At 70.3% G+C, this 23,276-nt stretch carries 30 protein-coding genes; 14 read left to right on the plus strand and 16 right to left on the minus strand.

All coding sequences use genetic code 11. The annotated features are described in order from the left end of the window. On the minus strand, positions 1-271 hold a 271-nt coding region (locus AW273_RS15175), incomplete at its 3' end, for a hypothetical protein (protein WP_157555823.1). Between the two features lie 435 nt (positions 272-706). Beyond that, entirely contained in the window at positions 707-2,098 is a 1,392-nt protein-coding gene (locus AW273_RS15180; RefSeq protein ID WP_062348971.1) for an LVIVD repeat-containing protein, read from the minus strand. A gap of 226 nt (positions 2,099-2,324) precedes the next feature. On the opposite strand from AW273_RS15180, the gene AW273_RS15185 reads away from it, so the two are divergent. After that, entirely contained in the window at positions 2,325-3,047 is a 723-nt protein-coding gene (locus AW273_RS15185; RefSeq protein ID WP_083949782.1) for a DUF305 domain-containing protein, read from the plus strand. A gap of 584 nt (positions 3,048-3,631) precedes the next feature. Here the strand turns inward: AW273_RS15185 and AW273_RS15190 are convergent. The 5 genes from AW273_RS15190 to AW273_RS15215 form a co-directional block, all read right to left on the minus strand. Continuing rightward, positions 3,632-4,225: a hypothetical protein gene (locus AW273_RS15190; protein WP_062348973.1), complete on the minus strand. Its 594-nt coding sequence runs from the start codon at positions 4,223-4,225 to the stop codon at positions 3,632-3,634. Continuing rightward, the gene (locus tag AW273_RS15195) at positions 4,222-4,773 is read right to left on the minus strand and encodes a DUF6286 domain-containing protein (protein ID WP_062348974.1); all 552 of its coding nucleotides are present in this window, start codon (positions 4,771-4,773) and stop codon (positions 4,222-4,224) included. The genes AW273_RS15190 and AW273_RS15195 overlap by 4 nt, the downstream gene beginning before the upstream one ends. A 61-nt stretch (positions 4,774-4,834) precedes the next feature. After that, positions 4,835-5,107, minus strand: coding sequence for an Asp23/Gls24 family envelope stress response protein (locus AW273_RS15200; protein ID WP_157555824.1), 273 nt, complete (start codon positions 5,105-5,107; stop codon positions 4,835-4,837). Between the two features lie 47 nt (positions 5,108-5,154). Continuing rightward, positions 5,155-5,304, minus strand: coding sequence for a hypothetical protein (locus tag AW273_RS15205; protein WP_439648633.1), 150 nt, complete (start codon positions 5,302-5,304; stop codon positions 5,155-5,157). A 400-nt stretch (positions 5,305-5,704) separates the two neighbouring features. Further along, positions 5,705-6,151 carry an Asp23/Gls24 family envelope stress response protein gene (locus AW273_RS15215; RefSeq protein ID WP_062348977.1) on the minus strand — a complete coding sequence of 149 codons (447 nt, stop codon included), beginning with the start codon at positions 6,149-6,151 and terminating at the stop codon, positions 5,705-5,707. Positions 6,152-6,402: 251 nt separating this feature from the next. Between AW273_RS15215 and AW273_RS37210 the strand changes: the two genes are divergently transcribed. Next, a complete protein-coding gene (locus AW273_RS37210) occupies positions 6,403-6,576 on the plus strand; it encodes a hypothetical protein (protein WP_157555825.1) in 174 nt (57 codons plus the stop codon). 28 nt (positions 6,577-6,604) lie between these two features. On the opposite strand, the gene AW273_RS15220 is transcribed toward AW273_RS37210, so the two are convergent. Continuing rightward, on the minus strand, positions 6,605-7,330 hold the full coding sequence (locus AW273_RS15220; protein WP_232327434.1) for a LysR family substrate-binding domain-containing protein: 726 nt from the start codon (positions 7,328-7,330) through the stop codon (positions 6,605-6,607). 55 nt (positions 7,331-7,385) lie between these two features. Between AW273_RS15220 and AW273_RS15225 the strand changes: the two genes are divergently transcribed. Next, the gene (locus AW273_RS15225; protein ID WP_062348978.1) at positions 7,386-7,757 is read left to right on the plus strand and encodes a DUF5997 family protein; all 372 of its coding nucleotides are present in this window, start codon (positions 7,386-7,388) and stop codon (positions 7,755-7,757) included. A 23-nt stretch (positions 7,758-7,780) separates the two neighbouring features. Here AW273_RS15225 and AW273_RS15230 read toward each other — a convergent pair whose 3' ends face one another. After that, a complete protein-coding gene (locus tag AW273_RS15230) occupies positions 7,781-9,406 on the minus strand; it encodes an alpha/beta fold hydrolase (protein ID WP_062348979.1) in 1,626 nt (541 codons plus the stop codon). A gap of 340 nt (positions 9,407-9,746) precedes the next feature. Between AW273_RS15230 and AW273_RS15235 the strand changes: the two genes are divergently transcribed. The 3 genes from AW273_RS15235 to AW273_RS37215 all read left to right on the plus strand — a co-directional run bounded on the left by AW273_RS15235 (position 9,747) and on the right by AW273_RS37215 (position 12,505). After that, the gene (locus tag AW273_RS15235; RefSeq protein WP_062348980.1) at positions 9,747-11,243 is read left to right on the plus strand and encodes an alkaline phosphatase PhoX; all 1,497 of its coding nucleotides are present in this window, start codon (positions 9,747-9,749) and stop codon (positions 11,241-11,243) included. 104 nt (positions 11,244-11,347) lie between these two features. Beyond that, positions 11,348-12,007: a DNA alkylation repair protein gene (locus AW273_RS15240; protein ID WP_062348981.1), complete on the plus strand. Its 660-nt coding sequence runs from the start codon at positions 11,348-11,350 to the stop codon at positions 12,005-12,007. A 300-nt stretch (positions 12,008-12,307) separates the two neighbouring features. Further along, entirely contained in the window at positions 12,308-12,505 is a 198-nt protein-coding gene (locus tag AW273_RS37215) for a hypothetical protein (RefSeq protein ID WP_157555826.1), read from the plus strand. A gap of 67 nt (positions 12,506-12,572) precedes the next feature. Here the strand turns inward: AW273_RS37215 and AW273_RS15245 are convergent, their stop codons facing one another. Next, the gene (locus AW273_RS15245) at positions 12,573-13,166 is read right to left on the minus strand and encodes a dihydrofolate reductase family protein (RefSeq protein WP_062348982.1); all 594 of its coding nucleotides are present in this window, start codon (positions 13,164-13,166) and stop codon (positions 12,573-12,575) included. Between the two features lie 313 nt (positions 13,167-13,479). On the opposite strand from AW273_RS15245, the gene AW273_RS15250 reads away from it, so the two are divergent. Further along, positions 13,480-14,067, plus strand: a complete 588-nt coding sequence (locus tag AW273_RS15250; protein WP_062348983.1) for a helix-turn-helix domain-containing protein — start codon at positions 13,480-13,482, stop codon at positions 14,065-14,067. Positions 14,068-14,293: 226 nt separating this feature from the next. Here the strand turns inward: AW273_RS15250 and AW273_RS15255 are convergent, their stop codons facing one another. Beyond that, on the minus strand, positions 14,294-14,686 hold the full coding sequence (locus AW273_RS15255) for a DUF6247 family protein (RefSeq protein WP_063909970.1): 393 nt from the start codon (positions 14,684-14,686) through the stop codon (positions 14,294-14,296). A gap of 105 nt (positions 14,687-14,791) precedes the next feature. Here AW273_RS15255 and AW273_RS15260 point away from each other — a divergent pair, with 105 nt between their 5' ends. From AW273_RS15260 to AW273_RS15285, 6 genes are read left to right on the plus strand one after another with little or no spacing between them, the layout of a single operon-like run. Next, the gene (locus AW273_RS15260; RefSeq protein WP_198168159.1) at positions 14,792-15,199 is read left to right on the plus strand and encodes a GntR family transcriptional regulator; all 408 of its coding nucleotides are present in this window, start codon (positions 14,792-14,794) and stop codon (positions 15,197-15,199) included. Beyond that, complete coding sequence (locus AW273_RS15265) at positions 15,196-16,077, plus strand: ABC transporter ATP-binding protein (RefSeq protein ID WP_062348984.1); 882 nt, start codon at positions 15,196-15,198, stop codon at positions 16,075-16,077. The genes AW273_RS15260 and AW273_RS15265 overlap by 4 nt, the downstream gene beginning before the upstream one ends. Further along, positions 16,074-17,123, plus strand: coding sequence for an ABC-2 membrane transporter-related protein (locus tag AW273_RS15270; protein WP_062348985.1), 1,050 nt, complete (start codon positions 16,074-16,076; stop codon positions 17,121-17,123). Before AW273_RS15265 ends, AW273_RS15270 begins: the two co-directional genes overlap by 4 nt. Further along, a complete protein-coding gene (locus AW273_RS15275) occupies positions 17,120-18,424 on the plus strand; it encodes a S41 family peptidase (protein WP_062348986.1) in 1,305 nt (434 codons plus the stop codon). The genes AW273_RS15270 and AW273_RS15275 overlap by 4 nt, the downstream gene beginning before the upstream one ends. Continuing rightward, on the plus strand, positions 18,424-19,569 hold the full coding sequence (locus AW273_RS15280) for an alpha/beta hydrolase family protein (protein ID WP_062348987.1): 1,146 nt from the start codon (positions 18,424-18,426) through the stop codon (positions 19,567-19,569). Before AW273_RS15275 ends, AW273_RS15280 begins: the two co-directional genes overlap by 1 nt. Next, on the plus strand, positions 19,566-19,898 hold the full coding sequence (locus AW273_RS15285) for a hypothetical protein (RefSeq protein WP_062348988.1): 333 nt from the start codon (positions 19,566-19,568) through the stop codon (positions 19,896-19,898). Before AW273_RS15280 ends, AW273_RS15285 begins: the two co-directional genes overlap by 4 nt. Here the strand turns inward: AW273_RS15285 and AW273_RS15290 are convergent. Further along, positions 19,883-20,356 (minus strand): MarR family winged helix-turn-helix transcriptional regulator, encoded by a 474-nt coding sequence (locus AW273_RS15290; protein WP_062348989.1) that lies wholly within the window; start codon positions 20,354-20,356, stop codon positions 19,883-19,885. The two genes, AW273_RS15285 and AW273_RS15290, sit on opposite strands and share 16 nt — an antisense overlap. A gap of 130 nt (positions 20,357-20,486) precedes the next feature. Beyond that, positions 20,487-21,023, minus strand: a complete 537-nt coding sequence (locus tag AW273_RS15295) for a PDDEXK family nuclease (RefSeq protein WP_062348990.1) — start codon at positions 21,021-21,023, stop codon at positions 20,487-20,489. A gap of 135 nt (positions 21,024-21,158) precedes the next feature. Here AW273_RS15295 and AW273_RS15300 point away from each other — a divergent pair, with 135 nt between their 5' ends. Beyond that, positions 21,159-21,515 (plus strand): hypothetical protein, encoded by a 357-nt coding sequence (locus AW273_RS15300; protein ID WP_157555827.1) that lies wholly within the window; start codon positions 21,159-21,161, stop codon positions 21,513-21,515. A 58-nt stretch (positions 21,516-21,573) separates the two neighbouring features. Here AW273_RS15300 and AW273_RS15305 read toward each other — a convergent pair whose 3' ends face one another. The 3 genes from AW273_RS15305 to AW273_RS15315 are packed head-to-tail and all read right to left on the minus strand — an operon-like array spanning position 21,574 to position 23,271. Further along, positions 21,574-22,311, minus strand: coding sequence for an alanyl-tRNA editing protein (locus AW273_RS15305; RefSeq protein ID WP_062348992.1), 738 nt, complete (start codon positions 22,309-22,311; stop codon positions 21,574-21,576). A 10-nt stretch (positions 22,312-22,321) separates the two neighbouring features. Next, on the minus strand, positions 22,322-22,777 hold the full coding sequence (locus AW273_RS15310; RefSeq protein WP_062348993.1) for a hemerythrin domain-containing protein: 456 nt from the start codon (positions 22,775-22,777) through the stop codon (positions 22,322-22,324). Positions 22,778-22,812: 35 nt separating this feature from the next. After that, on the minus strand, positions 22,813-23,271 hold the full coding sequence (locus tag AW273_RS15315; RefSeq protein ID WP_083949783.1) for a helix-turn-helix transcriptional regulator: 459 nt from the start codon (positions 23,269-23,271) through the stop codon (positions 22,813-22,815). Between the last annotated feature and the right edge of the window lie 5 nt (positions 23,272-23,276).

Here is a 23,276-nt window from a genome sequence, read left to right on the forward strand (position 1 = left end):
AGTCGAGGCCGTCCTTGCCCCGGTATTCGGCGCGGTCCCACGATGCGGTGCGGCGGGCGGCGAGTTCGGCGTTGACGTCGATGGTCTTCGTTCCCTCCCGTGGAATCAGCCAGAGGAGGACCGGGCAGTCAGGGGTCCAGCGCATTGCGTTGTTGCCGTGGTGGCCGGACTCGTCCATGTCGGCGATCTCGGTCCTGATGCGAGCGAGGGCAGCGCGCTCCCGGGCGTCCTCACTCGGGACGGCGCGGAAGGCCTCAGGCAGGACCGCCAAGGATCGACGCGGTCGACGGACGCTGGCGTGCCCCAGGCGGGGGATGTCCTTGATCGGGACTCCCAAGTCGGAGAGCGGCGAGACGAAGCTGTGCCATCTCGCGCGGCGACCAGTCGCGTTCCGGGAGACTGATGACCCTGCGGAAGTCGCGCCTCACGTTGTGCGCTGTGAGGGCGTTTCCCGTCTTCGTGCGGAACGAGATCCGAGGCGCCGGATGGCCGGCCTGTTCCTCGTGGAGAGCCTTGAGGGCCTCCACGCACAGGCGCGGTCTTGGTGTCTCCTTATCCCGGACGGACTGCCGGACGTAGATGGCGAGCTGCTCGTACCCCCGCCGGATTCGGCTCGGCACCCGGCCGAAGGCCACTTCGCCGAGACGACCAGCGGACGCGAATGCGGCCCTCGCCCAACGAGGCGAGGGCCGCGAATCAGGGCTGACTAGTGCTTCTTGTCCTTGTAGGACGGCTGCGTCTGCACGTTGAAGTCGTCCATCTTCACGCTGTTGGCCTGGTTCGTACGGGGGTCGTTGATCTTGAGCACATCGAAGCCCCGGGTGAACTCGGAACCGTAGATGTAACCGTTGTAGTAGTAGGCCGACCAGTAACCGTCACCGAGGTTCTCACCGGGACCGCGCTCGAAGTAGCCGATCTCGTGCGGGTTGGCGGAGTCGGTGAAGTCCCAGATCGAGACACCTCCCTGGTACCAAGCCTGAACCATGATGTCGCGGCCCTTGACCGGGATCAGCGAGCCGTTGTGGGCCACGCAGTTCTCGGTGTCGGCCTGGTGGCGGGCGATCTTGTAGTAGCTGCGGAAGGTCATCTGACCGTCCGCGATGTCGAAGATGGCGTTCGCGCCGCGGTTCGGTCCGATCGCCTCGTTGCAGGTGGCGGCGCTGCCGCCGCCCAGCTCGTCGGTGAAGATGACCTTGTCGCCCTCGTTGTTGAACGTGGCGGAGTGCCAGAAGGCGAAGTTCTCGTCGTCACGAACGACGTCGAGAACGGCGGGGGCCTCCGGGTTGCGGATGTCCAGCAGGATGCCCTCGCCCATGCACGCGCCCGCCGCGACACCCTTCTCCGGGTACGCGGTGATGTCGTGGCAGCCGCTGGTGGCCGACGTGCGGTAGGGGTAGGGGAGGCTCTCGCCCGGGTTGCCACCGTCCGGGAACAGATTCGGCGTGGCGACGACCGAGGCGGCGGTCGGGTCGTTCAGCGGCACCTTGACGATCGAGATCAGGTCATGGGGCGGCTGGCAGTCCGGGAACGACGCCGACGGGCTGTAGGAGGAGACGTACAGGTAGACGCTCGCCTTGTCCGTGCCGGGGACGAGCGTGTGGGTGTGCGAACCGCAGTTGGTCTCGATCGACTTGACGTAGCGCGGGTTGGCCTTGTCGCTGATGTCGAAGACCCGGATACCCTCCCACGACGCCTTGTTCGCGGCCGACTGGCTCACGCTGGTGCAGGAGTCGTCGCTGCGGGAGGAGTCAACGGAACCGAACAGCAGGTTGCCGTAGACGGAGATGTCCATCTGCGACCCGGGACACAGCACCGAACTGACCAGCTTCGGCTTCTTCGGGTGCTTGATGTCGTAGATGGAGAAGCCGCCGTAGTTTCCGACGTAGGCGTAGTCGCCCTGGAAGGCAATGTCGGTGTTGATGGTGGTGAGCAGGGAGTCGGGTCGCGGCAGGTTCGCGACGTGCTGAACGTTATCGCTCATGTCGATAGCGCCAGGGGGCAGGATGTCAGCGGCCTGAGCCGGTGTCGTGGAGAGCGTAAGCGCTCCGGCGGCACCGAGCACGGCGAGTAAACGCCCAACTCTGCGGAGGGGGGACATTGAGGGAACCTCCGGGTAAAAGGTTGCAAACACCCCTGATGGTTTCTTGACCCGGGCTCCCAAGCAAGTCGTCAATATGTCACATATTTCCTACGATCCGTCTCCTTTACTGTCACAAGCCCAGGCCATAGGTTCCTCAGGAGGACCGAAAGGGGGACGGGTGCGCACATCTCCCCTCATCATGACCAGGCACAATCGCTCCGCGACCACAGCCGAAAGGACCGAAATGCGCAGAGCTCCCGCCGTCATCACGAGCCGCGTTCCCGCCCCGGGCGCCGATCCCCATGTGCTCAGAGCTCTCCCGCTCCGCCAGGCCGGGACCACCGCGGTCAAGGCTCTCCTGAGCATCGCGGGGGCCACCCTGCTCTTGACTGCCTGCTCGTCTCCCACCGACCCGCCCAAGGTCATCACCGACGCCCCGGTCATCGTCCCCGGCAAACCGGGCGAGGTCGCCGCCACCCTCACCCCCGGCCAGACCTTCGCCCCCCTGCCCTCCCCCACGATCAACGCCACCGACGTCCGCTACGTCCAAGACATGATCGTCCACCACCGCCAAGCCCTCGAAATGGCCGCGCTGGCCCCCGACCGCGCCCAATCCCCCCGCCTGAAGTCCCTGGCCGACCGCATCTACGACGCCCAGGGCCCCGAAATCAATGCCATGACCACCTGGCTCGAAGAAGAGGGTCTGCGCGAACCCGACCACCACGCCGACCACGCCACGATGCCCGGCATGGCCACCCCCGCCCAGCTCACCGACCTCCGCAACGCCAAGGGGGAATCCTTCGACACCCTCTTCCTCACCCTGATGATCGCCCACCACAAGGGCGCCATCACCATGGCCGAAACCCAATTGATCAACGGCTCCCACGACCGCGTCCTCACCTGGGCCCAGGACGTCGTCGCCGAACAAAGCGCCGAAATCACCCGCCTCCAACGCCTACTCGGCTAGAAGGCCGCTGAAGATCTTGTCGGCGTGTGGCGCCCTGCACCTGTGCTGACCTCGGTTCCTCAGACGGGTGCCCGAGGGGCTTTCGGTTTCTCCCGCCTTGCACAGCTCAGTGAGTCCTCGCCTTCGACCTTTCTGAACTGGTCAGGTTCTCCGAGGTCTGAGGTGCCTTGACCGAACGCTCGCGAGCCGGAGATCAGGTCCGACAGGATGCAGGAATACGGCATGTCCGCAGGTCAGCGACCCAACAATCTGGTCTCCCAGGATGGCCGAGGTAACCCGGCGAAGCGCACCATCCGTCACAGGAACGTTCCGACTTCCCGATCTCCGGAGCCGCCGATGACTCAGCCGGCCCCTTCGACCCAAACCAGCCACAGCCCCAGCAGTGGCAGCAGCACTACCCGCCGCCGGGATACGGGTACCCGCCCCCTCCGCCGCCGCCCAAGCGGAGTAAGACGCCCGCCATCCTCATGGTCTCCGCCGTGGTGTTCGTGCTGCTCGTCTTTGCCAGAGAGAAGGGCGAGTGGACGATCCCGTAGACGGTCGCAGTGGCCGTCAACAGACCATCCGTACGGCTCCGCGCCGTCTCAGTGGACCTCGCGGGTCCGTCCGCCCGGGTCGAAGCGGAGCCGTATCAGGACGGGCAGGCGTTCCAGCCCCAGCGCGCTCCGCAGATCGGGCAGCGCCTCGTCGTGCAACCGGGTGATCAGGGCGTCCGGATGCGCCGGATCTCCTGACGTCACCCGCAGGTCGAGGGCGGGCGCGTCCGGCTTCCCGCGCAACGAGGCCCGCGCGTGCCGCACGCCCTCGTAGGCGCTCACCTGACCGGCCAGGGTTTCGCCGGCCTGCCTGCCGTCGATCTCGGTGACCCCGGACGGGCCGGACTCCAGCCGCATGCGACGCAGCCGGTCGAGTCGGAACTGAGCGAGCAGCCAGCTCAGCCCGATGGTGCCCACCACGACGCCCCCGACCGCGACGGCCGGCCAGAGCCAGGGGGTGGAGCCGGCGAAGGTGGAGACGGAACCGGGCAGCAGGGGCGCCCGGGCCGCGTTCGCGCCGAAGACTCCCAGGCCGCGCGCCAGGGCGGCGGCGCCCGCCGCCAGAAGGATCAGGCCGAGCAGCACCAGGCCGGTTCGGTTGCCCCACGCGATGCCCCGGCCGAAGGGCCTGCCCGATGTCATGACGCACCTCTCACCTTGGTCTTGACCGTGTAGCGGCCGACCGGCGCGAGCTTGGCCAGCTCGCCCTCCACGGCGTCCCGTACACGTTCGCGCAGTGCGGCCGTGTCGCGCAGGTCGGTGCCCGCGTGTACGGTCACCCGCCGCCCGCGTACCCGTGCCCGGGCCCGGCGCACACCGTCTACCTGAGCCGCGACCGTGCCGAGCACCCGGGCCAGCATGCGCCGTGGCGTGCTGATGATCATGTCGGGGTCGCTGCTGCGCAGTGCCACCAGCCGGGGTCGCCCGGAGACCGTCCCGATCAGGATGAGCAACAGTCCCACGATCCCCATGGCCCCGGCCCACGCCATGACCGCATTGTCCTGCCAGGTCGCGGCCCGAGCCCAGTCCGCCACCCGGTCGTACGGCACGATCCGTGCTGAGCGGCCGAACAGCGCCGAGATCGTTTCCACCGCGATCAGCAGCCCGGTGGCGAACAGGACGAGCGCCGCGATCGCCGCGGGCACCTTCCGCTTGGGGCGCAGGAAGCGCGCCGAGCCCCTCCCGCGCACGGACGCGCGGGAAGAAGCCGGTTCAGGGGTCTCCCCCTGGATTCGACGGGGTTCTGGGGATTCAGCTCCCGTGTGGAGAGTCGCCATAGCCGCTCCTCGGTTCTGACACGAGCCGGACGTCGACGTCGACGTTCTCGACGGCGATGCCGGTCAGGTCGCACACCCGGCTCATGAGCCGCTCGCGCGCCTCCGCCGCGACCTGACGCACGGGCGCCGGGTAGCGGACGGCGATGCCGAGACGCACGGCGGCGACGGTTCCGCTGACGGACGCCGCCACTCGTGGCTTTTCCGCGAGCCGGTCGTCGGCGGCGGCCACCTCTGTCGCGATCTTCACGAACGCTCGCTCCGAGACCATGGTGGCGCCGTGCCCGGCCGTGGTGGTCACTGCCGCCTTGCCCGAAGCTTGGGCACCTGGATGCCGCCTTCGAGGGCGAGCCCGACGAAGAAGCCGACGACCCCCAGGACGAGCACGATGAGGAAGGCGTTGAGGCCGCCGAAGGCGCCCACGATTCCGAGGATCGTGCCGAACACGAGTCCGACGATGGACCAAACTGGGAACTGGTTCATGATGAACCTACCTTCCTGGCTTCTTCGGTGTTGGTGACGTCTTCGACCATCACGTCCACACGCCTGTCGCCGGACAGCGGGCTTACGGCCTCGCGAACCTTGGCCACGATCTCGGGTATCGGCCTGCCGTACCGGACGGCCACATGAATCTCGATCGCCTCATCGCGCAGGCACACCCCCGGCACGGATCCGCCGGGAAGATACGTGGCGACCGTCCCGAACGGGCCGCGGGTGAGCGCGGCGACGCCGGGACACGAGGCCGCCGCCTCGGCGATCCGCCCTGCGTCCGGACGGGGCCGCGTGACCCCCGGGTTCGGCGGAGCCGCCGGATCGAACCGGGGGGCCGTACGGCCCCTGCGCCTGGTCATTGGACCCGCGCGCCTTCCCTGACGCCCGAGGACTCGTCCTGGCTCGGCAGGTAGACGTCATCCACCGCGACGTTGACCTCGGTCACTTCAAGCCCGCACATCTGCCCGACGGCCGTGATCACGTGGTCTCGGACCGCTGCCGCGAGGTCCGGAATGGCCACGCCGTAGTCGACGACCAGATCGATGTCCACGGCCGCCTGGCGCTCGCCGACCTCGACGGCGATGCCGCGGGTGACGCCGTCCTCGGCGCCGAGTCTGCCCTTGAACGCGCCGAACGCGCGGGCCGGGCCGGTGCCGAAGTCGTGCACCCCGGAGATCTCCCGGGCGGCCACGCCGGCGATCTTCGCGACGACGTCCCCCGCGATGGTGGTGCGGCCGTGGTCAGGGGCACGCTCTCGCGAGACTGGCAGGCCCTGGGACGACAGCGTATTGGTCTCCGCCATTTGAATCCCCCCTTTGACCTTTTTGACGGCCAAATCGGCTTATAGCCGTCTTCCTCCCTTAGTACCCCTTTTAATGAAGAATGGGATGAAGGCCAGGGTCAGGTTGCGTCACGGGCCTGCCTCGACTTGCCAAAACGTCTTCTTCGGCCAGACGTGCCACGGGCGATGCGGGCCGGGTGGCAGGAATCCGCGCGCTCGACAGGCAGCGGCTCGCCCGTCAACTGGGAGCCCCCCTGCCGCGTCTCCCTCACGTGTCCACTCGCTGGTTCGAGATCATGTTGCTCGCCGTAGCCGTGATCGGCCTGCTGGCCCTCGTGGCTTTGGTGGTCGCCGGACTCAGGGTCATGCTCAGCCCTCCGGCCGCCGAGCCCACCAAGCCTCACGTCGTCGTGTCCACGGCCCAACCGGATCGGGAACGCCGTTAAGAAGAGTCCCGGAAGCGACAAGACCTTGTCACCGGGGCCGCTTGCCCTTCCCCTTACGGCTGGCCGGCACGGCCCGGCGGGCGGAGCCGTTCTGGGCGGGTTTCCGCGCCTGCCGCTGTGCCGGTTTCTCCGCGGGGGCGGCGGCACGGCCCCGTGAGCTGTTCACCGTCCGGCCCCGGACGACGCCGATGAAATCCTCCACCAGGTCGGTGGTCGCGTCCGTTGGCCAGGCCAGCGCGACCTGGGACTGCGACGCGTCCCGGACCGGCCGGTAGGTGAGGTCCCTGCGGTGGTGGAGGCGGGCCAGCGACTGCGGTACCAGGAGAAGCCCGCTGCCGGCCGCGACGAGCTCGACCGCTTCCCCCGTTGTGGCCGGGCGGGTGAACGCGGGCAGCCCTGGACGGGCCGTCCACTCGATGGTGTCGTCCAGAGGATGGAACACGTCCTCGTCGGTCAGGTCGGCGACGTCCACCTCGTCGGCGGCGGCCACCGTGTGGTCCTTCGGCACGACGACCACCGTGGTCTCCATGTAGAGGGGGATCACGCTGAGCCCGTCGCGGTCGACCGGCAGCCGGACGAAACCGGCGTCGGCGCCGCCGTCGCGCAGAAGTGCCACCACCTCGGCCGCGGGGACCGCGAGCAGGGTGATCGGTACGGCCGGCATCCTCTCGGTCCAGACGTTGACCCATTTCGCGGGTGTCACCCCGGGCACGTACGCCAGCCGGAACGCCCTGCCGGTCTCCCCATCAGTCACTTCCACAGGGTATCGATGTCGGGGAGACCCGTTCCGACTGACTATTCTCAACGCCATGACCTCGTCCAAACCGAAGAACGTCCAGACGATGAAGCCCGAGACCGCGGCCAAGAAGCTGGACGTCCTGTTGTCGGCCACTCCCGCCGAGTTCCAGGAGGGCGTCGTCTCCAGGGACGAGCTGAACACGCTGCAGTCCGCACCTCCCGCCTGGCTGGTCGAGCTTCGGCGCAACGGCCCGCATCCCAAGCAGGTCGTGGCCGCCAAGCTCGGGGTCTCCATTTCCGGCCTGATCAGAAGCGGGATCACCGAGCCGCTCACCACTGCCGAGATCGATGCGCTGAAGGCGGAGAACCCGGCGTGGCTGGAGCGTGAGCGGGCCGTCCAGAAGGAGGCCCGCAAAGAGGCGCTTCGCCTCAAGCAGCGGTAGTCACCTGATCGTCCGCATCCGCGTCAGCAGGCGGTGTCGGTGGCCGGGAGTTCACCGGTGGTGAGGTAGCGGGTGACAGTGGCGTTGAGGCAGGCGTTCCCGTAGTGCGGGAACGGGGCGTGGGTGTGGGCGTCGATCGTGACCAGGCGTGACCCGCGGATGCGCGCGGCCACCGCCCTGCTCACAGACGGCGGCACCGCCACGTCCCGCAGGGCCGCGACGACCAGGGCGGCCGGCGCGCGGTTGCCGTCGAGCCGCACCGTCTCGTCCTTGGCGGGCGGCCAGAACGCGCAGGGGTTGATGTTGGCGTTGCCCGGGCCGAACAGCGGGTGGCGGTCCCGCTGGGAGGCGATGTCGCGCAGGTAGACGCGCGGGTCGCGCGGCCAGGGGGCGTCGGCGCAGCGGTAGGCGATGTTGGTGGCGGTGTGGTGGTCGGCGGGCACGCCGGGCACGCCCTCGGGCCGCGGAGGGCCGATGGGGAAGGGCAGGAACGGCTCCCGTCCGGCCGCGACGGCCGCGAAGGCCGCGGCGACGACGCCGAAGGCGCGCTCGTCGTAGATCCCGGCCACCAGCAGGGCACCCAGCTCGCCGGCGGTCCAGGCGTGACCGCCGATGACGATGGGCGCTCGGGCGGCCCGGTCGAGGATCCCGGTGAGCGTGGCGTGCACCTGTGCGGTGGTCTCCCCCAGACCGTATTCGGCGTGCCGGACGGCGGCCCAGGCGGCGAGGGCCACCGTTCCCTCTTCGAACGCGGGGGTGCGGCCGATCTCGTAGGGCCGCCAGATGGTGTCGGCGTTCACCGGGCTGTCGAGTACGAACCGGTCCACGCGGTGCGGGAACAGCGTGCCGTAGACGGTGCCGAGCAGTCCCGCGTACGAGCCTCCCAGGTAGGAGATCTTCTCCTCGCCGAGGGCCGCGCGGATGAGGTCCATGTCGCGGGCGGCATTCGCGGTGGTGGCGTGCGGCAGGGCCCAGCCGGAGGCCCGTACGCAGTCCTCTGCGTACCGCCGGGCCTCGGCGGCTTCGGCGGGGAAGCGTCCGGGGGTCGCGGGGCGTACCCAGAACCCGCCGGGCTCCTCCTCGGGCTGCCCGCAGCCGATGGGCGTGCTGCGCTCGACGAATCTCATGTCGAACCCGATCAGGTCATACCGGGCGCGGACCTCGGCGGACAGCGCCGGGGCGAGGCTCACCGGCAGCGGGACGCCCGGCCCGCCGGGTCCGCCGCCGGTCGTGAGCAGAACGCCCCGGCGCCGCGCCGGGTCGGTGGCGGGCAGCCGGGAGACGACGACGGAGATGGTGCGGCCGCGCGGGCGGCGGTGGTCGAGGGGGACGGTGACCCGTGCGCATCGCAGGTCCGGCGTGCTCACCCCGGCGCACGCCTCCCACCGCAGCCCCTTGTCACCGGTGGCGGCACCGGGTGTGGCCACCGCGGGGGCGGCCAGCGCCGCGGCGGCGACCGGTGCGAGCGCGGCGGCCGTCACGGCACGGACGAGGCGTGCGAACCGGCCCCGCCCGCGTGCCGGGTCGGCCGGGACCACGCTGCCCTGCCTGCGGCGGTCCGCCACCGAAGCCGCGGCCGCGTGGTCGGAGAGCCGTGTCACCCGGGGCGGGCGAGCGCCGTCTGGGGAGTCGCCCGTGGTGTCCGTCATGTCGTCACTCTCCGTCCTGCGTGCGTGCACGTCCCTGCCGTGAACGGGCGGTTCGCGAGCGGCACCCGGGAGGCCGGGCCCTGACGATCACCTGGCGGGCGGGCCGTGTCAAGCCGGCGGCGGCGGTCCGATCATGTCGGCCTGGTCAGGCGGATCGCCGCCCCTGATCGTTTTCAGTGGGTTTTCACGGCGGCCGCCGGTGGGCGGGGGTCGCGGTCGTACAGAGACGACCATGAGAGATGCATCCTGCGGCAACGTCATGTTGGCCTGGGGTTCAGGTGAGGCTCCAAAGCTCTTCCGGTCGGGGACACACCGCCTGGCCGTACCGCAGGAGTTACCAATGAGCATTTCTCGCCGCCAGATCTTTTCCGGAAGCGCCGCCACCGCCGTCGGCCTCGCCGTCGGGGGCGTGCTGCCGACCCTTGGCGCGACCCCGGCCTCGGCCGCGTCCAGCACGGGGACCGCCGGGCGGCCGCTGCGTCCGTTCCCGCCGCTGAAGGACGACCCCAACGGCATCCTCGCGCTGCCCGAGGGCTTCTCTTACAAGATCGTCACCCGTGAGGGGCAGACCGACATGTCGTTCGGCCAGGGCAAGACGCCCGGCATGCACGACGGCACCGGTGTCGTGGGCATGAAGCACTCCGGCCTGACGTTCATCCTGAACCACGAGTCGGCGCCGCACGCGGTCCCGCACGGCGTCCCGCACATCCCCGGCACCGTCTACGACCCGGGCGCGCCGAACGCGGGCGGCTGCACCGTCGTCACCACCGACCCCAACGGCAACCTGACCGGGCAGTGGGTCGGCATCTCCGGCACGGTCCGCAACTGCGCCGGCGGCGTCACCCCGTGGGGCACCTGGCTGACCTGCGAGGAGTCGTCGAACCGCGCGGGCAGCACCTGGTCGGGCGGCGGGCAGACCGGCACCTACCAGAAGGACCACGGTTACGTCTTCGAGGTCTACCCGGACCCCTCCGGCGCGCAGCTCCCCAAGCCGATCAAGGCGTTCGGCCGCTTCGACCACGAGGCCCTCGCCGTCGAGCCGAAGCAGCGCCGCGTATACCTCTCCGAGGACGCCAGCGGGCCCAACGGCCTCTTCTACCGGTGGACGGCCAGCCAGGGCCGCCTGGAGAAGGGCATCGCCGACCAGCTCGGCGACACCGAGGGCACCCTTGAGGCGATGCAGATCCGCCTGGACGACGGCAGCATCGTCCCCGACGTCGCCTACATCACCTCGGCGCAGCTCGGCCGTCCGTTCAACGTGACGTGGACGCCGGTCCCCGACCGTGACGCCAAGACCACGCCCACCCGCCTCCAGTTCGCCGACGGCACCGTCACCCGGGGCAAGAAGTTCGAGGGCGTCTGGAGCAACGGCGACGGCTGCTACATCGTCAACAGCTACGCCTACGCCACCGCCGACCTGCCCCCGGACGCGGCCAAGCACGACGGCATGGTCTGGTTCTACGACTACAAGGACGAGACGATCACGCTGGTCACGTACTTCCCGCACAACCCCTTCTCCGAGGGCGAGGGCGTGAACCCCAAGTACGCCGACATGACCTTCGACGGCCCCGACAACGTGACCGTCACCCCGTGGGGCACGCTGGTCCTGGCCGAGGACGGCGCCCGCGCCTCCCACGTCCTCAGCTCGATCCCGGGCGGACCCACCTACGCGATCGCCCGCAACCAGCTCCAGATCGGCACCAGCAACGGCGCGCCGACCTACTCGGAGTTCACCGGCCCGACCTTCTCCCCTGACGGCAAGGTCCTGTTCGTGAACATCCAGACCCCCGGCATCACCCTCGCCATCACCGGCCCGTGGCAGGACTACCTGCGCTGACGCGCGGCCTGACCACGGTCGAACTCGTCGGCGGCGCGGACGTCCGCGCCGTCGGCGGCCTCCGGTTATTCTGTGCGGTGACCGACGTACAGGATGAGGCCGCGATGGTGGCCGAGGTGCTGGCCGAACTGGCCGAACTCGAAGATCCGAAGACGCGAGCGGTGAACGAGCGGCACGGCGACGACCACGGCGTCAACCTCGGCAAACTGCGTGCGCTCGCGAAGCGGCTGAAGACGCGGCACGACCTCGCCTGCCGCCTGTGGGAGACCGGCGACACCGCCGCGCGGCTGCTGGCGCTGCTGATCTGCCGCCCGAAGGCGTTCGGCGCGCCCGAACTCGACACCATGCTGCGCGAGGCCCGCGCCCCCAAGGTCCACGACTGGCTCGTCAACTACGTCGTGAAGAAGAGCCCCCACGCGGAGCGACTGCGCCTGTCCTGGACGGCCGACCCCGACCCGGTCGTCGCGAGCGCCGGCTGGGCGCTCACCACCGAGAACGTGACGAAGAAGCCCGGCGTCCTCGACCTGCCCGGCCTGCTCGACACCATCGAGGCCGAGATGAAGCACGCCCCCGGCCGCCTGCAGTGGGCGATGAACCACTGCCTGGCCCAGATCGGCATCGACCACCCCGGACTCCGCACCCGCGCCGTCGACATCGGTGAGCGCCTTGAGGTGCTGAAGGACTACCCGACGCCTCCGGGCTGCACGTCGCCGTTCGCACCCATCTGGATCGCCGAGATCGTACGCAGGCAGTCCGCGCAGTAGCTCGTGTACGGCCCTGGTCGTCCCGGTGGGCGCGGGACTCGTCATGGGCCAGCGCAGCCGCGCTGGGGGCGCTGAAGACGGGAGGGGCGGCGCGCCCCGGCCAGTGCCGTGATCAAGAACGTGGCGGCCAGACCGTCGGGTCGCTCCAGACCGAGGACGCCGGAAACGGCGGCGCCGTATCCCAGCGTCGCAGCAACGCGGCAGCTATAACGAGCGTTTTTGAATCCGTCTTCTGCGGCGCCGTCACGATCGGCACCCGCTGGTTGTGCCTTCGTCGGGGAAGCGCGCATCCTGCTGGCCATGAGCAGCGGAGATTTGTTCGGGCGGTGGGGGATGTGGTGGCGTTCTCTGATCGGCATCGCGGCCGATATCGCCCGGCCGGGCGCGACCACCGGGGCCGTGGTGAGGGTCCCGGTCATTCCGGGAGTGATGGAGCTGGTCGCTCTCCAGCTCGGGTTCGAACATGGCCTGATCCGGATCGCCACCTCGGAAGAATGAAGGCCTTCCCCGCGCGGGGAAGGCCTTCGAGTGAGATCGTGATCAGGTCCGGGCCGACGCTGCCAGCCTACGCTTCGCGTCGCTGCGGCCCGACGCCCTCCGGTATGCCCGTGTGCAGGTGCGGAATGTACACGAGCTTCTGCGTGCGGCCGTCGAGCACGGTCGACTCGACGAGCTCGAGGTCGAAATCCGGGCCGTCGTGGAACAGGGACGCGTAGCCGGCCTTTCCGGTGATCGCGGGGAAGACCATCACCTCGAGGAAATCCACGAGCCCCGCCGCAAGCAGGGAGCGATTGAGAGAGATGCTGCCGTGGGATCGCATAGGCACGTCGGTCTCGCGCTTGAGCCGCTCCATCGCGGTCACGGCATCGTCCGAGATGACGGTCGAGTTCGACCATCCGAGCGGCTCGCTCAGCGTGCTCGAGAACACGATCTTCGGTAGTGCCGTGAGGCTGTCGTAGTAAGGCTCGTCGTACTCAGCGACGAACTTACGGAACTCGCGGAATGTCGTTGCTCCGTAGACCAGCACCTGGTCCTGCGCGTACTTCCGCACCAGGTAGTCCCGGAGATCGGGGCCCTCCTTGCCCCAGTACCCGGGCCAGCCGCGCGCCGAGCCGTTGCCGTCGAGGCTGCTGAAGAAGTCGACCGTCAGGGTGGCCATTAGATGCTCTCCCGTTCGCCGGTCCTGGTGGTAGTCATGTCGGTACTCCACATCCGGGTGGTCTGGTCGACCGCCGCTCAGTTAAGCCACGAAGGCCGCGACCCGTATCCGACAGGTCGCGCAGCTCCGTTACGCCTCATGTGTGCATAGTGGACGTACTGGGCGTCCTGTGGCAACAAGGCGTGCTGAAACGGCAACAGTGCGCCGCAGTTGACCGGCCTTCTCCGGATGGCCCAGAGAACGTTGATCCTGTCCGCCTGGAAAGGCATGCTGTTCTAGCAACATCGTGAGACGGAAGGGCAAGAGATCGAGCATGGGGGACGAGCTGTCCGCGGTCGGTCCCCGGTTGCGTGCGATCCGGGAGTCGCGGCGCATGACCATCAGGTCGGTGTCGGATGCCACGGGCATCTCGGCCAGCACACTCTCCCGGCTTGAGTCGGGGAACAGGCGCCCCCAGCTTGAGCTGCTGATGCCGTTAGCGAGACTCTACCGGCTGCCGCTTGACGACCTCGTCGGCGCACCTGCCCTCGGAGATCCCCGGATCCACCCGCGTCCGCGAGTCCGGGACGGGGTCGTCACGATGCCGCTGTCCAGCGGCTCCGGGGCGTGGGAGGCCTTCAAGCAGGTGCATCCGCCAGCGCCGGGGAAGCCGATCAGGCAATGGGTCCACCCGGGATGGGACTGGATCTACGTGATCGCCGGACGGATGCGGCTCCTCATCGGCGAAGACGAGTTGATCGTCGACGCCGGCGACGCCGTCGAGTTCGACACGCGCGTGCCGCACGGCTTCGGCAACCCCGGGCCCGAGGTCCTCGAAGTGCTGTGCATGTTCAACCCCGACGGAGCGAAGCTGCACAGCCGGGCAGTCGAGATGGGAGAGGAACCGGACGATGCCGGCTGAATATCCGGCCGTGCGGTCGGGCGGTCTCAGTGAGAAATAACCCCGGAGATGTGCGACACGAAGTTGCGCGTAATGAGTGAACATGCTGATGGGAGGCTCGGCTGATGTCGTAGGCGTGGCCCAGGCCAGTGTTCGAGGCCTGTCCTCATCCGACGTGCGGCCGTGCAGACAACTTCCGAATCGACAGCTCTTCAAGCTCCAATACGCTCGCCAAGCGATGCAAGGCTTACTGCGGTAGTGCGGCGATCTGCGTCTGAGCCGTCGGGCCCGGCTCGCCGATCACGTACTGGCCGGCCCCTCGCTCGGCGAGCAACTCGCGCCACGTCTTGCTCCCGCGGGGCGGGGCTTGCCCCGCCGCCGTCAACTCCTGGACCCGGGCCGCTCGCTCGTACATCTCCCGGCGGCCCACCGGATCTCTGACCGAATCGCAGGCGATCAGCCACCACGTGTGGATGAACTCGTTCAGCCGCCCGAGATCCAGGCTCGCCCGCACTTCGGTGAGGACATGGTCGAGCCCGACGTCGAAACCGTCCCGATCCTGCGGCACGACCAGAGCATGACGGATGGCGCGCAGGTTCTTCTCCGGGAGAGGGGACGACTCCTGTGGCTGGGCGCTCATGGCTCGAGTTCATGTACGCGCGGCCGGCGCGCCGGCGGCTTTGCCGAAACCGGTCCTTATGCGCTCTTAACAACTAGGCTCCTAAAGTACTAGGAGACTAGATAAATGGAGCGCTCAGTGATCGAGTTCCACCTGGACGGCAGGTCCGGCGTCTCGTCCTACCTGCAGCTCGTCCACCAGGTCCGTCAGGCCATGCGCCTCGGCCTTCTCCGCGAGGGAGACCAGCTCCCCACCGTCAAAGAGGTCGTCGCCCAGCTCGCGATCAACCCCAACACCGTCCTCAAGGCCTACCGCGAGCTCGAACACGAGGGCCTCGCGGCGGCCCGTCCGGGGGTCGGCACGTTCATCACCAGAACCCTCACCGACGCCTCCAGCCGGGCCGCGCAGGCGCCGCTCCGCCAGGACCTGCGGCGCTGGCTCACCAAGGCGCGCAAGGCGGGGCTCGACGACGAGTCGATCGAGGCCCTCTTCATGACCACGTTCCGTGCCGCGGCACAGGAGGACATCGCATGACCCCCGTCCTGCAGGCCCGGGAACTGGGCAAGAGGTACGGCAGACGCTGGGCCCTCCGCGACTGCACGCTGGAGATCCCCAAAGGCCACGTCACCGGCCTGGTCGGCCCCAACGGAGCGGGCAAGACGACGCTCCTGAAGCTGGCCGGCGGCCAGCTCACCCCGTCGGAGGGCGAGTTGCGGATCCTGGGCGAGAAGCCCGGGACCACCCTCCCCAAGGTCGGGTTCGTCGCCCAGGACACCCCCGTCTACGCCGGCCTCACCGTCGGAGACCATCTCACGCTCGGCGCCCGGCTCAACACGACCTGGGACGCCCGGCTGGCCGAGGACCGCATCGCCCGATTAGGCCTGGACCCCGGGCAGAAGGCCCGCAGGTTGTCGGGCGGCGAGCGGGCTCAACTGGCCCTCACGCTGGGCCTGGCCAAACGGCCGGAGCTGCTGATCCTCGACGAGCCGGTGGCCTCGCTCGACCCGCTGGCCCGCCGCGAGTTCCTCCAGGCCCTCATGGAGGCGACGGCGGCCGACGAGTTCGGCGTCGTCCTCTCGTCCCATCTCATCGCCGACCTGGAACGTGTCTGCGACTTCGTCATCGTGCTGGTCGACTCCCGCGTCCTGGTGGCGGGAGAGGTCGACGTGCTGCTCGGCACCCACCACCGCCTGACCGGGCCGCGCCGCGACCCGGACCGGCTGCCCTCCGATCAGTACGTCGTCTCCGCCCGGCACACCGACCGGCAGAGCACCTACGTCGTCCGTACCGAGGAGCCGATTCTCGACCCGGCCTGGGTCGTCACCCCGCTCACGCTGGAGGATCTCGTCCTCGCCTACATGGAACGGCGTCCCGTCGCCGGCCGCCGGGCCGGGCTGGAGGTGCTGCGGTGATCTGGCTGACCTGGCGGCAGTTCCGCGGCTCGGCCGCGATGACGGCGGCGCTGGTCGCCGTCTGCGCCGCGGTCCTGGCGCTGACCGGGCCCGGTCTGGCCGACCGCTACGCGCGGGGCGTCACGGCGTGTGTGGCCGACGGCACGTGTGACCGTTTCTTCGACCGCTTCTTCGACGAATACCACCTGCTGTTCGTCCTGGTCGGCTTCGTGCTGCTGGCGCTGCCGGCGTTCATCGGGCTCGTCTGGGGGGCGCCGCTGATCACCCGGGAGCTGGAGGCGGGCACCCATCTGCTGGTGTGGAGCCAGGGCGTCAGCCGGGTGCGCTGGCTGGCCGTCAAGCTGGGGCTGATCGGGCTGGTCGCGGTGGGCACCGCCTGCGTGGCGGGGCTGGTGGTCACCTGGTGGTCGCGGCCCCTCGACGGTTCGGCGGTGCCGGAGCTCGCGCAGATGACCCCGCTCGTCTTCGGCGCGCGCGGCGTGGCGCCGATGGGGTACGCCGCGTTCGCGTTCGCCCTCGGGGTGACGGTCGGCATGCTGGTGCGGCGCACCCTGCCCGCCATGGCGCTGACCCTGGTCGTCTTCGTCGCCGTGCAGGTCGCGATGCCGATGCTGGTCCGGCCTCACTTCATGGCGCCGGTCACGGCGACGCACGAGCTCGGCCGCGCCAACGTGGGCGGGCTGTCCGTCCAGCAGGGCGGCGGCGAGGTCCGGATCGCCGTGCAGGCGGCCGTGCCCGGGCAGGCCGGCGCGTGGGTCTTGTCGAGCAGGCTGCTCGATCCGTCCGGGAAGGTGGTGTCGGCCGACGGCCAGGACACGCCGGTCGCGGTGTCGGGGACGTCGGGGCCCTGTTCGCCGCAGGGCGCCGGCGCGGGCATGGACGCCTGCTGGGCCGAGCTCAACTCACTGGGCTACCGGCAGCAGGCGGTCTACCACCCGATCGGGCGGTTCTGGTCGTTCCAGTGGATCGAGACCGGCCTCTACGCCGCCCTCACCCTGGGTCTGACCTGGCTCTCCTTCTGGCTGATCCGGAGACGGCTGTCATGACCAGAGCCGTGGCTGCGGGGCTGCTGCTCCTGCTGGTGGTCGCCTGCACGACCCCCGAACCGCCCCGCGCCCAGGCGGGCGCCCCCGAGAGCACCGCCTGCGCGCCGCCCCAGGGCCCGCCCCGCGAGCAGGCCCCCACCACGATCGACGTCGTCGAGCAGGCCTACTTCTGCATCCTCGACCGGTACTACCGGGCGCCCGTCATGGACCCCCGTGACCTGCTCGTCGCCGGGTTCGCCGCGCTGACCCGGGCGATGCCCGAAGCGCCGCTGTCGCTGCCGGCGCTGACCGGCGACCGGCGGGCCGACTGGGCGGCGTTCGAGACGGCGTACCGGAAGATCACCGACCGGGAGGACCTGGCCGTGGTCACCCTGGAGGCCATCGTGGCGGCGCTCGGCGACGACCACGCCCGCTGGGCGCGCGACCCCGGCCGGCCGCCCGGCTACTACGACGGCGACGGCTACGGGCTGGGCTTCCAGGTGGCCGGCGACGATCCGCTGTTCGTCTCGGTCGTGGAGGGCGGCGCGGCGCGGAAGGCCGGGCTGCGGCCGGGCGACGTCATCGAGAACGTCGGCGACCCCGAACTGCTGCGGCCGGGATATCCCGACGCCCGGCCGGTCGAGCTGCGCCTGCGGCGCGGCGACCGCCGCTGGAGCGTCACCCTCACGCCCGGCCTCTACCCGCGTGACCCGGCCACGCTCCGGACCGTCCAGTCGCGGGTGATCGACGACGCGGTGGTCTACGTACAGGTGCGCGGCTTCTCTCCCGACGCGGCGAACCGGGTGTTCCGGGCGATCGCCCGCGCGCGGGCCGGCCGGAGCGTCAGCGGGATCGTGCTCGACCTGCGCGGGAACGGCGGCGGCAGCCCGGCGGAGGCGACCCGGCTGGTGAGCGCGTTCGTCCACGGGAAGGTCACCTCCTACCTGTGCACGGTCGACGAAAGATGCGAGCCCGGTCAGACCGACGACACGGTCCCGCTGGTCGGCCTGCCCGTCGTGGTGCTCGTCGACCGGGGCTGCGCCTCGGCGTGCGAGCACTTCAGCTCGGCGGTCAAGGACCACGGGGCCGGTTCGCTGGTCGGCACCCGGACGGCCGGGCTGATCTCCGGCCCGGCGCAGCCGTTCCTGCTCCGCGACAACACCCTGCTGAGCTTCCCCACCCGGCGTCATCTCGGCCCGAACCGGGAGGTCGTCGACCGGATCGGGGTGGCGCCCGACCATTTCGTCCCGCCGACCCCCGAAGACGCGGCGGCCGGGCACGACGCCGCGCTCGCCAAGGCCCTGACCCTGCTGGACGGATGATGAGACGAACCCTCGCGGCCCTGCTCCTCCTGACCGCCTGCTCCGCCCCCGCCCCACCCCGCTCGGCCGCCCCCTCTCCGCGCCCGCCCGGACCCGCCACGCTGGCCGCCCCCACCGGGGAGCACCCGGTCGGCACGACGGTCCTGCACCTGACCGACGCCTCCCGCCCCGACCCGTGGAACCTCGACGCGAAGGCCAGGGAACTCAGGGTCACCCTGTGGTATCCGAGCGGGCGGGGGGAGGGCGAGCGGGCGGCGTACATGAGCCCCCGCGAGTCGGAACTCACGCTGACAGGCTCCGGCGCCGGAGGTGTCCCGCCCGACCTCCTGAGCAGAACGGTCGTGCACGCCACCACGAACGCCCCCGCGAAAGGCCGCTTCCCCCTGGTGGTGCTGTCGCCCGGCTTCACCAAACCGGTCAGCACCCTGACGTCGCTGGCCGAAGACCTGGCCAGCCGGGGCTACGTCGTGGCCGGCGTCGACCACGCCTACGAGAGTTACGCCACGACCCTCGCCGACGGCGAGGTGGCCGAGTGCCTCGCCTGCGACAGCGACACCGACCCGGGCTTCGGCACGGGCGTCGTCGCCACCCGCGCGGCGGACGTCTCCTTCGTCCTGGACGAACTCCTGGCCCGCGAACCCGCCCTGATCGACCACACCCGGATCGCGATGGCCGGCCAGTCGATCGGCGGTGCGAGCACCCTGGCCGCCATGGCCGCCGACCGGCGGATAGCCGCCGGCGTCAACCTCGACGGCACGACCTACGCCCGCCTCCCCCGCGGCTTCGCCCGCCCCTTCCTGTTCGTCGGCACCCCCGAGCACGCCCCCGGAGGCCGCGACAACTCATGGGACCGCGACTGGAAGCTGCTGACCGGCTGGAAACGCTGGATCGTGGTGACCGGCACCGACCACCAGTCGTTCACCGACCTCCCCCAGCTCCAGCCCGCCCTCGGCCTGAAACCGCTGCCGGGCGCACCGAGCGCCGCCCGCCTGGCCGAGATCACACGCACATACGTGGCGGCGTTCCTGGACGAACACCTCAGATCACGCCCCCAGCCGCTGTGGAAGGGCCCGTCGGCCCGCTATCCCGAGGTGACGTTCCAGGGCGCCGCGCCGGGCCCGCCCTCTGGTACTACGGATGGATGACGCGCAGCCGCAACTACCAGGTTCTCGCCGCCGCCAAGGCCGTCGCCCGCGCGCTCGGCCACGATCCCGCCGACGCGAACCTCCTCGCCGTCGAACTGGCCGCCGAGGGGCGGCTCGACTGGGAGAACAGCGAGCTCCTGCTGCTGGCCCTGGAACGCCTCGCCGACCTGGTCGGGCCGGCGGGCGCGGCCGGGCTCCTCGGCGTGCCGCCCGAGGAGTTCCGCGAGCTGGCCGCACGTCCCGATTTCCCGCCCGCCCTGTACGACCTGGCCTCCGGCCGCCTCTGGGCGAGGAACGACGTCACCGCCTGGCCTCACGCCGAGGGGTGAACGTCGTCGTCCCGGTCGAGGAACACGGTGCCCACCGTGTTGTCCCTGACGATCCTCCCGAGCAGGTCGGCCAGCATCTCCCGCTCCCCCGCCCCGAGACCCCCGGACACCTTGGCGACGCGGTCGCACGTCTCGGCGTGGAAGGTCGCCGCGGCGGCGGCGCCCTGGCCGGTGAGCGCCACCAGCACCGCCCGGCCGTCGGACGGGTCGGGTTCGCGCCTGACGAGCCCGCGCTGCGACGTGCGGTCGACGAGTTCGGTCAGGCTCGACTTGGCCAGGCGCAGGGTCGCGCCCAGGTCGTTCATGCGGTAGGGGCGGCCCATCAGAACGCACAACAACTGGCCCTGCTGCGGGGTCAGGCCGTGGTCGCGGGCCGATTCGGCGTAGACGGCCGAGATCAGGAACGAGGCCCGCACGAGCGCCGCGACCATTCCGAGGTTCTCTTCCCGACCACCCATGCGGGCCAAACTAGTACGGAAAGGAGAGAGGAGGCTGCCGGCCCACGCCGCCGCAGGGTGTGCAGGTCACCCACACCTCTTCGCCGCCCTCGCCTCTGCACGTCCGGCAGATCGGCGGCAGACGGAAACTTCAGGCGGCCCGCCGCAACGGTTCGGGGCGCGCGGCCCGGGTCATCCGCCACGTCGGCCCGGGGGCCGGGGCGCGGGCCGGCCGGTAGAAGTGGTGGGATCCGCCGAGTTCCTCCCGCTGGCAGGCCCAGCACCGGCCGTCGTACCAGGCGAACCGGTTCTGCCGCTCGCCACACTCGACCAGCCAGCACGACCCCACCGGCACATGCCAGCTCGCGGCGTCGCCCGGCCCCGGCGCTTCGAGCACGACGACGTGGACCTGCTCCCACCATCCGGCCCCGCCGGCGACGGCCAGGGTGGCCCGCAGCTCCACGGGTTTGGCGAGCCGCTCCCAGTGGGGGCCCTTCACCTCGGCCCAGGCGTTCAACGCCGGCAGGTAGAAGTCGGGCACGTAGACGGCGCCGCTCGGCAGCCGGAGGGCGAGCGGTTCGTACTGCCAGTAGATGCCCAGGGCGTCGAGCGTGGCCGCCCAGTCGGCCTCCAGGGTCGAGCGGAACATGACCCCGTCGTAGACGAGCGGCACCGCGCTGATGTCCATCCCGGCACCCTGTCACCGCCGCGACCGGCCGCGATCGATGCCGGAGCCTCCTGTGGACAACCACATGATCGATACCCACGCTGCGCATGTGGGAGACGAGGCTAGAGTGGCCGAGTTCTCCAGGAAAGGATCATCATGCTCAGCATTGTCCGGCGTTCTGCCCTCGCAGGCGCGCTCGCGATGAGCCTCGCCGTGGCCACCGTCGGCTTGGCACCCCCCTCGGCCGCGGCGACACCGCCGTACGGACTCCTCAAGCTGGTCTTCAGGTGTGCCCACGTGGGGGGTGTGTCGGTCACGGTCAAGGGTCCGGGCGTCGCGGCCAGCGCGCGGGACGACAACGGCACGTACTACTTCCGGGGCCGGCCCGGCGCCTACCGGGTGAAGCGCCTCGCGAACGGACGGATCGCACCGAGATCCAGGCTCATCCAGATCCCCAAGTTCTCGACCCGCACCGTCAATGTCTGCTCCCTCAAGTGGCCCGGACGCCCCTGACCCTGGGCCGCCTTTCTTACGTCGGGCCCCTCCGGCCCCAGCCCTTGGGGTCACTCATCTAGTCGGAGACCTCCAGCCGGACGCGCCGGAACCCCCTGCCCTTGCTCTCGATCTTGGCCACCCGGACCCGGCCGATCTGCCTGGTGGAGGCGACATGGGTGCCGCCGTCGGCCTGGCAGTCGAGCCCGACGATGTCGACGATCCGCACCTCGTCCACGTCGTCGGGCACCAGGTTGGTGGCGGTCCGGATGATGTCGGGGATGGCGAAGGCCTCGGCCCTGGGCAGCACTCGCACGTCGATCCGCCGGTCGGCCTCGATCTCGGCGTTGCAGGCGGCCTCGACGGCCTCCTTGAAGCCGGGGGGCACCTCCGGCAGGTTGAAGTCCATGCGCGCGGTGCCGACCACGCCGGGGGTGGCGGCGACGTCCATGTTGCCGCCGGTCACCAGCGATCCGTAGTCGCGGAACACCACGCCGCACAACACGTGCAGGCCGGAGTGGGTGCGCATCAGGGCACTGCGCCGCTCGTCGGCCAGCGCGGCCCGTACGACCGTCCCGACGGCCGGCAGCGGATCGCCCTCGGCGGGGATGAGCACGAGGTCGTCGCCCTTGCGCACCCCGGCGATGCGGGTCTCCACGCCCTGCCACAACAGGGTGCCCTGGTCGGCGGGCTGCCCGCCGCCGCCCGGGTAGAAGGCCGACCGGTTCAGCACGATGCCGTCGGGAGTGGCGTCGAGCACCGTGGCCTCCCAGTCGCGCAGGTCCTGGTCGGTGAGTTCGAGCCGTTCCGTCCGCATGCGCGGCAGCCTAGTGCGTCATCTGCGACAACACGGCTCCGAGCGACTCCTCCTCGTACGCCAGATGTGCCAGGAACCGGTCGGCGAGCGCGTCGAGGGCCTTGACCAGCCGCGCCCGGTCGTCGTCGGCGCGGGCGGCGGCCTCGACCTCGCCGAGCAGCCCCGACACGGCGGCGTGGTCGGCCTCCAGCCGGTCGACGGCCGCGTTCAGTTCGGGCGCGAGCACCCGGATGCGCGGGAACAACGTGGCACTCTCGATGCCGTGATGGGTGTGCACGATCGAGCAGTAGCTCAGGCAGTTGGCCTTGAGCTGGAACAACGGCCCCCGCGTGGCGAGCTCGCGCAACCCCTGGCGGACCTCGGCCAGGTCTCCCCCGGCGGCGGCCGACTCGGCCATCCGCCGGATCGTGGCGAGGTCGCGGCGGAGCATGTTGTGGACGAAGGTCAGTTCGGACAGCAGCGACATCGTTCGGGCCCCCGGGTCGGATGCCCTCCAGACAATCAGAGCGGCAGGGCCGACGTCATCTCCGAGAGCCGCCGCTCGTCGGGCTCGGGGTAACGCTCGTCGAGCACCTCGGCCCGGGTGATGCGGTCGAGCCGGAACACCCGGACGTCCTCGCGTAACCGGCACCACGCCACCAGGTACCAGAAACCGCCGCGCCCGCCCAGCATGATGCTGGGCTCCACGTCGCGGGTGCTGACCTCGCTCTTGCTGTTCAGGTAGTCGATCCGCAGGACCCGGCGGCCGGTCAGCGCCCGGTCGACGGCGCGTTTGACCTCTTCGGCCCCGTCGATGGTGTAACCGCCCGGGTCGAGCCGGATCGGCACGCCCTCGCCCTGGAGCCTGGCGATGTCGCGGATCACGGTCCGTCTGCTCACCCCGAGCCGGTCGGCGAGGTCGGTGGCCGACAATCGCCCGTTGCTCCGTAACTCCTCTACCAGCGCACGTCGACGGTCCATAACGC

This window comes from Herbidospora yilanensis, from assembly GCF_001570565.1.
Classification (GTDB): domain Bacteria; phylum Actinomycetota; class Actinomycetes; order Streptosporangiales; family Streptosporangiaceae; genus Herbidospora; species Herbidospora yilanensis.

Bases quoted from the DNA above. Each gene is read 5' to 3' on its own strand.
- AW273_RS15180 (WP_062348971.1), bottom strand. From the start codon at position 2,098: ATGTCCCCCCTCCGCAGAGTTGGGCGTTTACTCGCCGTGCTCGGTGCC.
- AW273_RS37215 (WP_157555826.1), top strand. From the start codon at position 12,308: ATGAGCAGCGGAGATTTGTTCGGGCGGTGGGGGATGTGGTGGCGTTCT.
- AW273_RS15275 (WP_062348986.1), top strand. From the start codon at position 17,120: ATGACCAGAGCCGTGGCTGCGGGGCTGCTGCTCCTGCTGGTGGTCGCC.
- AW273_RS15280 (WP_062348987.1), top strand. From the start codon at position 18,424: ATGAGACGAACCCTCGCGGCCCTGCTCCTCCTGACCGCCTGCTCCGCC.
- AW273_RS15255 (WP_063909970.1), bottom strand. From the start codon at position 14,686: ATGAGCGCCCAGCCACAGGAGTCGTCCCCTCTCCCGGAGAAGAACCTG.
- AW273_RS15225 (WP_062348978.1), top strand. From the start codon at position 7,386: ATGACCTCGTCCAAACCGAAGAACGTCCAGACGATGAAGCCCGAGACC.
- AW273_RS15295 (WP_062348990.1), bottom strand. From the start codon at position 21,023: ATGGACATCAGCGCGGTGCCGCTCGTCTACGACGGGGTCATGTTCCGC.
- AW273_RS15260 (WP_198168159.1), top strand. From the start codon at position 14,792: ATGGAGCGCTCAGTGATCGAGTTCCACCTGGACGGCAGGTCCGGCGTC.
- AW273_RS15250 (WP_062348983.1), top strand. From the start codon at position 13,480: ATGGGGGACGAGCTGTCCGCGGTCGGTCCCCGGTTGCGTGCGATCCGG.
- AW273_RS15265 (WP_062348984.1), top strand. From the start codon at position 15,196: ATGACCCCCGTCCTGCAGGCCCGGGAACTGGGCAAGAGGTACGGCAGA.
- AW273_RS15300 (WP_157555827.1), top strand. From the start codon at position 21,159: ATGCTCAGCATTGTCCGGCGTTCTGCCCTCGCAGGCGCGCTCGCGATG.
- AW273_RS15240 (WP_062348981.1), top strand. From the start codon at position 11,348: ATGGTGGCCGAGGTGCTGGCCGAACTGGCCGAACTCGAAGATCCGAAG.
- AW273_RS15285 (WP_062348988.1), top strand. From the start codon at position 19,566: ATGACGCGCAGCCGCAACTACCAGGTTCTCGCCGCCGCCAAGGCCGTC.
- AW273_RS15215 (WP_062348977.1), bottom strand. From the start codon at position 6,151: ATGGCGGAGACCAATACGCTGTCGTCCCAGGGCCTGCCAGTCTCGCGA.
- AW273_RS15315 (WP_083949783.1), bottom strand. From the start codon at position 23,271: ATGGACCGTCGACGTGCGCTGGTAGAGGAGTTACGGAGCAACGGGCGA.
- AW273_RS15305 (WP_062348992.1), bottom strand. From the start codon at position 22,311: ATGCGGACGGAACGGCTCGAACTCACCGACCAGGACCTGCGCGACTGG.
- AW273_RS15245 (WP_062348982.1), bottom strand. From the start codon at position 13,166: ATGGCCACCCTGACGGTCGACTTCTTCAGCAGCCTCGACGGCAACGGC.
- AW273_RS15190 (WP_062348973.1), bottom strand. From the start codon at position 4,225: ATGACATCGGGCAGGCCCTTCGGCCGGGGCATCGCGTGGGGCAACCGA.
- AW273_RS15185 (WP_083949782.1), top strand. From the start codon at position 2,325: ATGCGCAGAGCTCCCGCCGTCATCACGAGCCGCGTTCCCGCCCCGGGC.
- AW273_RS15235 (WP_062348980.1), top strand. From the start codon at position 9,747: ATGAGCATTTCTCGCCGCCAGATCTTTTCCGGAAGCGCCGCCACCGCC.
- AW273_RS15310 (WP_062348993.1), bottom strand. From the start codon at position 22,777: ATGTCGCTGCTGTCCGAACTGACCTTCGTCCACAACATGCTCCGCCGC.
- AW273_RS15290 (WP_062348989.1), bottom strand. From the start codon at position 20,356: ATGGGTGGTCGGGAAGAGAACCTCGGAATGGTCGCGGCGCTCGTGCGG.
- AW273_RS15230 (WP_062348979.1), bottom strand. From the start codon at position 9,406: ATGACGGACACCACGGGCGACTCCCCAGACGGCGCTCGCCCGCCCCGG.